Source organism: Candidatus Schekmanbacteria bacterium RIFCSPLOWO2_02_FULL_38_14 (assembly GCA_001790855.1).
Lineage (GTDB): Bacteria > Schekmanbacteria > GWA2-38-11 > GWA2-38-11 > GWA2-38-11 > 2-02-FULL-38-14-A.
Genome location: MGDH01000013.1, coordinates 1 through 7,783, shown reverse-complemented (window position 1 = coordinate 7,783; position 7,783 = coordinate 1). Strand labels below are relative to the sequence as shown.

At 39.1% G+C, this 7,783-nt stretch carries 5 protein-coding genes and 2 pseudogenes; all 7 read left to right on the top strand.

Annotated features, from left to right (window positions below; genetic code table 11):
- A pseudogene (locus tag A3H37_06085) lies at positions 1-257 on the top strand (hypothetical protein).
- Between the two features lie 105 nt (positions 258-362).
- Positions 363-665, top strand: coding sequence for an NADH-quinone oxidoreductase subunit K (locus A3H37_06080; protein OGL50671.1), 303 nt, complete (start codon positions 363-365; stop codon positions 663-665).
- 106 nt (positions 666-771) lie between these two features.
- Positions 772-2,817: an NADH-quinone oxidoreductase subunit L gene (locus tag A3H37_06075; GenBank protein OGL50670.1), complete on the top strand. Its 2,046-nt coding sequence runs from the start codon at positions 772-774 to the stop codon at positions 2,815-2,817.
- A 161-nt stretch (positions 2,818-2,978) separates the two neighbouring features.
- Entirely contained in the window at positions 2,979-4,823 is a 1,845-nt protein-coding gene (locus tag A3H37_06070) for an NADH dehydrogenase (GenBank protein ID OGL50669.1), read from the top strand.
- Positions 4,824-4,825: 2 nt separating this feature from the next.
- Positions 4,826-6,319, top strand: coding sequence for a hypothetical protein (locus A3H37_06065; protein OGL50668.1), 1,494 nt, complete (start codon positions 4,826-4,828; stop codon positions 6,317-6,319).
- A gap of 43 nt (positions 6,320-6,362) precedes the next feature.
- Entirely contained in the window at positions 6,363-6,563 is a 201-nt protein-coding gene (locus tag A3H37_06060) for a hypothetical protein (protein ID OGL50667.1), read from the top strand.
- Between the two features lie 354 nt (positions 6,564-6,917).
- Positions 6,918-7,783 (top strand): annotated as a pseudogene (locus A3H37_06055) (hypothetical protein).

The window sequence follows — 7,783 nt, the reverse complement described above, 5'->3', positions numbered from 1 at the left end:
GCAAACATTCAAAAGAGTTCAAGGTTGTTGCTACTGTTGTTGGAATATTTTTGTTTTTGGAATTTATTCTGATTTTTCTTGGAGCAACTTACAGGCATGGAGTCAGCGAAAAGGCAGCAGAGACTTCCATTATGGGCAATACAGAGCAGATTGGCACTGTTCTTTATACAAAATTTCTTTTTCCGTTTGAGCTTGTTTCATTAGTGCTGCTTGTTGCAATGATTGGAGCAATTGTCCTGAGTAAAAGGAAGATTTAATTTATTGTGACTACAAAGATTAAATTCAGATTGCACAGATTATATTAAAAAATCTGAGTAATCTTTTTAAAATCTGTGTAATCAATTTAAGATAGGAGTAGTAAATTGATTCCGTTGAATTGGTATCTTTATTTAAGTGCAGTGCTTTTTATTGTTGGCGCAGTTGGAGTTCTTACAAGAAAGAATGCAATTTTAATCCTGATGTCAATTGAGCTAATGCTCAATTCAGCAGCTATTAACTTTATTGCCTTTTCATATTATTTTGGTTCTGTAACAGGCCAGATTTTTGCAATTATGATAATAACAGTAGCTGCTTCTGAGGCAGCCATTGGGCTTGCTATCATTATCTCAATGTACAGAAACAAGAACAGCATTAATATTGATGATTATAGTTTATTGAAAGGATAAAATTTGCGGGACAAGAATGTCCTGCTTACCTGCCTGTCGGCAGACAGGTCGATAGGCTGGGGTTTCTAACCCCACGTTTAGAAAAATTGAAAGGATAAAAGAGAAGATGGAATTAATATTCTTAGTTCCCCTGTTTCCTGCGCTTGGATCTCTGATAAACGGAGTTTTGGGGTTGCTGATTCCCAGTTACAGAAAAAAAGAAAAGATGATTCATACAGTTGCATGCGGTGCAGTGATTTTATCCTGTGCAGTTGCTTTGTGGGTTATTGCAAATTTTATCTTTTTAAATCCTCCTCATAACCATATCTTTGAGCTTACGCTTTTTGACTGGATAGTTGCTTCTGATTTCAAGACAGAAGTTGGTTTCCAGATTGACCCGCTTTCCTGTGTGATGCTTTTCCTTGTGACATTTGTAGGAATGCTCATACATATCTATTCAACAGGATATATGCATGGAGAGGAAGGATATTACCGCTTTTTCACTTATCTTAATCTTTTCATGTTTTCAATGCTCATTCTGATACTTGGCAACAACTTCCTCCTGATGTTTGTTGGATGGGAAGGAGTCGGGTTGTGTTCATATTTGTTAATAGGTTATTACTTTACAAAAAAATCTGCTGCTGATGCCGGTAAAAAGGCTTTTATTGTTAACAGGATTGGTGACTTTGGTTTTGTCCTTGCTGTGATGGCAATATTTTATGTGTTCGGCACAGTTGACTATACAGATGTTTTCAGTTCCATTGAACAGCACAAGGACCTCCTTCTAAAAACCACTTCCATTTTCGGATTTACTTTTGTTACAGTTATTACGCTCTCTCTTTTTGTGGGTGCAATCGGAAAATCTGCACAGATACCACTCTATGTCTGGCTTCCTGACGCGATGGAAGGTCCCACACCGGTCAGCGCGCTCATCCACGCTGCTACAATGGTTACAGCCGGTGTCTATATGGTGGCAAGATGCAATCATCTTTTTGAACTTGCTCCTTTTTCACTTGCTGTTGTGGCTTTTGTCGGCGCAGCGACAGCTATTTTTTCAGCCTCAATAGGGCTTGTTCAGAACGATATAAAGAAAGTGCTGGCATACTCAACAGTGAGCCAGCTCGGGTATATGTTTCTTGGGTGCGGAGTCGGTGCATACGGGGCAGGGATTTTTCATCTTCTGACTCACGGATTTTTCAAAGCCTGTCTTTTCCTTGGTTCAGGAAGCATTATTCACGCCCTGAGCGGAGAGCAGGATATAAGAAACATGGGAGATTTAAAGAGCCATATGCCAAGAACCTACTGGACATTCCTTTTTGCAACTCTTGCAATTGCAGGTATTCCTCCCTTTGCAGGATTTTTCAGCAAGGATGAAATACTTTTTAAGGCTTTTACAGCAGAGCAGCTTGGCAACCTCAGATTTATACTCTGGGGCATAGGAGCAACATCAGCATTCATGACCTCCTTTTATATGTTCCGGCTTGTCAATATGGTTTTCAGAGGCACTTCACGTGTTTCACGCGAGGCAATGCACCACCTCCATGAATCCCCTAGCAACATAACAATACCCCTTGCTATTCTTGGAGGATTCTCGCTTGTTGGAGGGTTTATCGGGATTCCTCTTATTCCGGGGGCAAACCTGTTCCACAATTTTCTTTCTCCAATTTTCGGAGAACATCATTCCCCTCACAGCGGAGGGCATGAGAAATTTGGTCTTGAAGTGACGCTGATGGTAGTCTCGGTTCTTGTAGCAATTGGAGGAATGCTTCTTGCAAAAAAACTTTATATAATCTCTCCTCATATTGCTGAGAATTTTAAGAATAAATATTCATCTGTTTATAAGCTACTTCTTAATAAATATTATGTTGATGAAATTTATGAGAAGATAATCATAAATCCATGCAAGAATTTTTCCAGAAGGCTTTGGAAATGGGATGAAAAGGGTGTTGACGGAGTTGTCAACGGGGTAGCAGGTTTCACGCTTGGTTCGAGTTTTCTTTCCTTTCTGTGGGATGAATATGTTGTTGATGGTGCTGTTAACGGCATTGGATATATTGTGAAAGCAAGCAGCCGTGCAGGAAAGAAACTGCAATCAGGGTTTGTAACTACATATGCTTTTATCATGCTTTCAGGAATATTTATTTTTGTAAGCCTTTATTTGATTTTCAGATAAGACAGACTGTGAAATTAAATGATAGAAATTAAAGATATAATATCTAATTTGTAGAAACAGACCTTTAGGTCTGTTGTTAACGAGTCCCTGCCTGCCGGCAGGCAGGTAAAGACTCGTTTCTACAGCTTTTACCAGAACTAAGATTTTTGAGGAGTAAATGAATGGATTTGAGTTATTCAGAATATTTAGATAATACCTATTCTTATATCAATCAGATAGGGTTTCCCATACTGACCTATATTACTTTTATACCTCTTCTTGGCGCCATTGTGCTGATGTTTGTTCCAAAAAAGGAAGAGACATTCATAAAATATTTTGCCAATATCGTTGCAGTAATAGATATGGTTCTATCCTTCTTTCTGCTTCCTTATTTTAACTCTGATACTTATAAAATGCAGTTTGTTGAGAGGTTTACTTGGTTTGAGGTGAAATCCATGAACCTTGAGGTTCTTTATTTCTTCGGAGTTGACGGGATAAGCATTCTCCTTGTTCTGATGACAACGATTCTTGGTGTTCTTGCAATTCTTTCTTCTTGGACCGCAATCACCGAGAGAATCAAGGAATATTACATATTCCTGCTTTTGCTTCAGACAGGGATGATTGGCGTTTTCTTTGCCCTTGATTTTTTCCTTTTCTATGTTTTCTGGGAAGTGATGCTTGTTCCAATGTATTTCTTGATAGGTGTATGGGGTGGAGGAAGGAGGCTGTACTCAGCAATAAAGTTCTTCCTTTACACGCTTTTTGGAAGTCTTTTTTTGCTTCTTGGAATTCTTGCTCTCTTTTTCAACCATCACAGCCTGAATCCGAATGAATATACTTTTGATTTATTTAAAATTCTTCAGGATTCTCTCCCTTACTCCTGGGAGTTCTGGCTGTTCCTTGCCTTCTTCATAGGCTTTGCAATAAAAGTTCCAATGTTTCCGTTTCATACATGGCTTCCTGATGCGCACGTTGATGCTCCGACAGCAGGCAGTGTTATCCTTGCCGGGGTCCTCCTGAAACTTGGAACATACGGTTTTGTAAGATTCAGCCTTCCTCTGTTTCCTGAGGCAAGCCGTAACTTTGTTCCTATGGTAGGGGTTCTTTCTGTTATTGGAATAATCTACGGAGCAATGGTGGCGCTTGCGCAGAAGGATATGAAAAAACTTGTAGCATACTCAAGCGTGAGTCACCTTGGCTTCTGCATGATAGGTCTTTTTGCCTTAAACCCGCAGGGAATCCTCGGGAGCATACTCCAGATGGTGAATCACGGTATCAGCACAGGCGGATTATTTTTACTTGTTGGTCTTATATACGAGCGCAGGCACGACAGGACAATTTCTGAATACGGGGGGATAGCAGAAAAGATGCCGGTATATTCAGCCCTGACGCTTATTATTTTCCTCTCATCAATGGGATTACCCGGAATGAATGGATTCATAGGGGAGTTTCTGATTCTTGTCGGTGTTTTTAAATCACCCTATCTGGGCTGGGTATGGGCAGCTGTTGCAAGCATAGGAATAATACTCGGGGCTACGTATCTGCTGTGGATGTACCAAAGGGTATTTTTCGGGAAGTTATGGAACCCCAAAAATTTCAATCTTAGGGATTTGAATTTCAGAGAAGTGATGACTATTGTTCCTCTTGTAGTTTTTGTTTTCTGGATAGGAATTTATCCGAAGCCATTCATTAAAATAATGGAAAGCTCTGTTGAGCATCTTGTTGAAAGGGTAAATCCTGAGTACAAGGCTCAGGCAAAAGATTTAGTAATGCAGAAAACCAATTTTGTTCCAACTATAGTTACTCAAAAACTAAAGATAGAGCGGGGTCTCCAGACTCCGCCACAGTTAGGGTCAGGAGACCCTAACCTGCCAGTTTTGACAGTAACAAAGGAAACAAAGGATAATAGGAATAAAACCCAATATACTTCTTTTGATAAAGGTACAATTCCCCTTAGTCCCCCTTTGTTAAAGGGGGATTTAGGGGGATTTTCTGGGAGGAACTCAATCCCTGTCAGGAGTAATTGACTGTGGATATATATCAGTTTATTCCCAACCTTTCGCTTCTTTATCCTGAGCTTATTATTACTGTTCTTGCTCTGGTTGTACTGCTTGCCGACCTTGTGGTTTCAAAGAGCAGAAAAGTCATAATTGCCTGGATAACGGCAATCGGACTGGTGACTTCCCTGATAAGCTCTCTGCCTCTGATTGGAGTTAATGAAACCACTTTTTCAGGAATGTTTGTCTGCGACCCTTTTGCTCTTTTTTTTAAAATTATTTTCATAGCTATTGGACTAATTACAATTCTGCTTTCAATTTCCTATATAAATCTGGAGAAGATTCATCTCGGGGAATATTATGCGCTCCTTCTTTTTTCAATTCTTGGTATGATGGTTATGGCAGCAGCGAATGACCTGATGATAGTCTATCTTGGGATTGAGCTCATGGCGCTCTCGGTTTATGCTCTTGTTGGATTTTTAAAACATGATTTAAAGTCAAATGAGGCGGCTCTTAAATATTTTGTTCTTGGTGCATTCACATCAGGCGTGCTTCTCTATGGCATTTCACTTTTGTACGGAGAAACAGGGTCTACCAATTTGGAAGAGATACAGAAATCTCTCCTGACAGGAGATACTTCAAGAACCACGGTCCTTGCAGTTGTGCTTCTGATAGCGGGGTTTGCTTTCAAGATTGCAGCTGTTCCTTTCCATCTCTGGTGTCCTGATGCTTATGACGGAGCACCGACTTCAGTGACGGCTTTTATGTCGGTTGGTCCTAAGGCTGCGGGTTTTGCAGCGCTGCTTAGGGTTTTTATAGTCGGACTAATACCTCTCAAGGATGACTGGTCAATTCTTTTGTGGCTTGTTTCAGCAGCAACAATGATTGTTGGAAATATTATGGCAGTTACACAGACAAATGTGAAGCGGCTCCTTGCTTATTCAAGCATAGCGCACGCCGGTTACGGACTTATAGGGCTTGTTGCAGCGGGGGAGCTTATTGAGATAAACAAGACAGGAATTGTTTTTACCGAATCAGGGAAAATGAGTGTATGTATGGTTATGTTCTATATGCTGGTTTATACATTCATGAACCTTGGCGCCTTTGGAATGGTTCTGCTGATGAGGAAAAACAGCGAGAGGGGAGACCAGATTTCTGATTTTACAGGGCTGGCAAGAACAAATCCGTTTTTTGCGGCAACAATGGCAATTTTCCTTCTCTCTCTGATGGGAATTCCTCCGCTTGCAGGGTTTGTCGGGAAGTTTTACATTTTTACAGTTGCCATCCACGCAAAACTTTACTGGCTTGCTGTTATTGGAGTTCTGACAAGCGCTATCTCCGCCTATTATTATTTCTTATTGATAAAGGCTATGTATCTTGATGAGCCAAAAGAAAATTTTCAGATTTTCAGTTCGAGGTCATTAGCTTTTGCAATAATTATTTCTCTTATTATGACTGTTTTGATTGGAATATATCCTGCGCCTTTTCTTTCCTTTGCAAGAGAATCCATCTTTAGGCTGATGTGAAGCGGATAAAATAAATTCTTCATTTTGATTTTTCAAAAATTTGTTGACGACGAGAAATTTTTCAGTTAATATTCCAACAACAAAAAATACTTTTTATTTTATTTTTGTAAATCCAACTGAAAGGAGGCGTGAGAGAGAATGGCAACAAAAAAGAAAGCAGCGAAGAAAAAACCTGCAAAGAGAAAAGCGGCAAAAAAATCTAGGAAGAGATAATTTTGCGGGAAAATTTACTGGAGGCACTTGATATTTTATAAGTGCCTCCAGTTTTTAGTATGTCGTTTATTTATTTCGCTATTATATTATTTATAATATTATTTTAAATTCTCTCTCACTTCTTGAATACTTGACCCTTTTATTTGCATAAACTTTTTCAACAGGTGAAACAATAAGTCCAAAGTCTCATCTATATGTTTCTTCAGGAATAAGCTTCCTTTTTTATTTATATTTCCAGTCTGTTGCAGGAGCCGTTGGTTTTATAATTGGAGGGGTTCTGATTGACCTTGACCACTTTCTCGAATTTTTCAGATTTTCAGGAAAGAGATTTACTTTTAAAAACTTTGTAGAGTTTTACGACCTCCTTGAATATAAAAAAGCTTATGTGTTTTTTCACTCCTATGAAATTATACTTATTGCAGGAGCTGTTACAGCTTATTATTCAGAAAGTTTTGTTTTTTACGGATTGATTCTCGGAATTGTTCTTCACATGGTTTTGGATATCATAGGAAATCCTGTTTATTTTAAAGGCTATTTTTTGTTTTACAGAGTTTTCACCGGGTTTGAGAAAGAAAAATTTATAGATGCAGAAAAACATTTTCAGATGAGGGATAAGCGCATAGCTTCCAAGAAGAAAAATAACAAAACCGTAAAAGGAATAATTCTGATAATTGCTTTTTTATTTTTTACAGGTTCCTGTGCTGTTACCAGAGACAGGATTGAAACCCCTTATCAGGTTTACAGAGAAAAAGGAATTGCTTCCTGGTATGGAGAAGACTTTAACGGAAGACCAACAGCAAGCGGTGAAATTTATGATATGTATGGATTGACAGCAGCCCACAGGACACTTCCTCTTCAGACAAATGTGCGTGTTACTAACCTTGAAAACGGGAAATCAGTTGATGTAAAGATAAATGACAGGGGTCCATTTGTTAATGGAAGGATTATAGACCTCTCTTACGGTGCAGCCAAAGTTCTTGATATGGTTGATGCAGGAACAAGCATGGTAGGTGTTGAGGTGATAAACGGAAGCAGAGATTTTGAAGCTAAGGCTGATAAGGGAGTTTTTACGGTGCAGGTTGGTTCTTTTGCAGTTAGAGAGAACGCAGAGAAATTGGCAGAGAGGCTTAACAGGGAATATGGCGGTGCTTACATAACTTTATATGAGACAAACAGTAAAAAATTCAACAGGGTGAGGGTAGGAAATTTTAAGACCTTAGAAGAGGCACAAGGCTTTGTGAATAAACTTGA

What these genes read in the sequence shown, in the direction of transcription:
- A3H37_06075 (OGL50670.1), top strand. Translation starts at nt 772, where the DNA reads ATGGAATTAATATTCTTAGTTCCCCTGTTTCCTGCGCTTGGATCTCTG.
- A3H37_06070 (OGL50669.1), top strand. Translation starts at nt 2,979, where the DNA reads ATGGATTTGAGTTATTCAGAATATTTAGATAATACCTATTCTTATATC.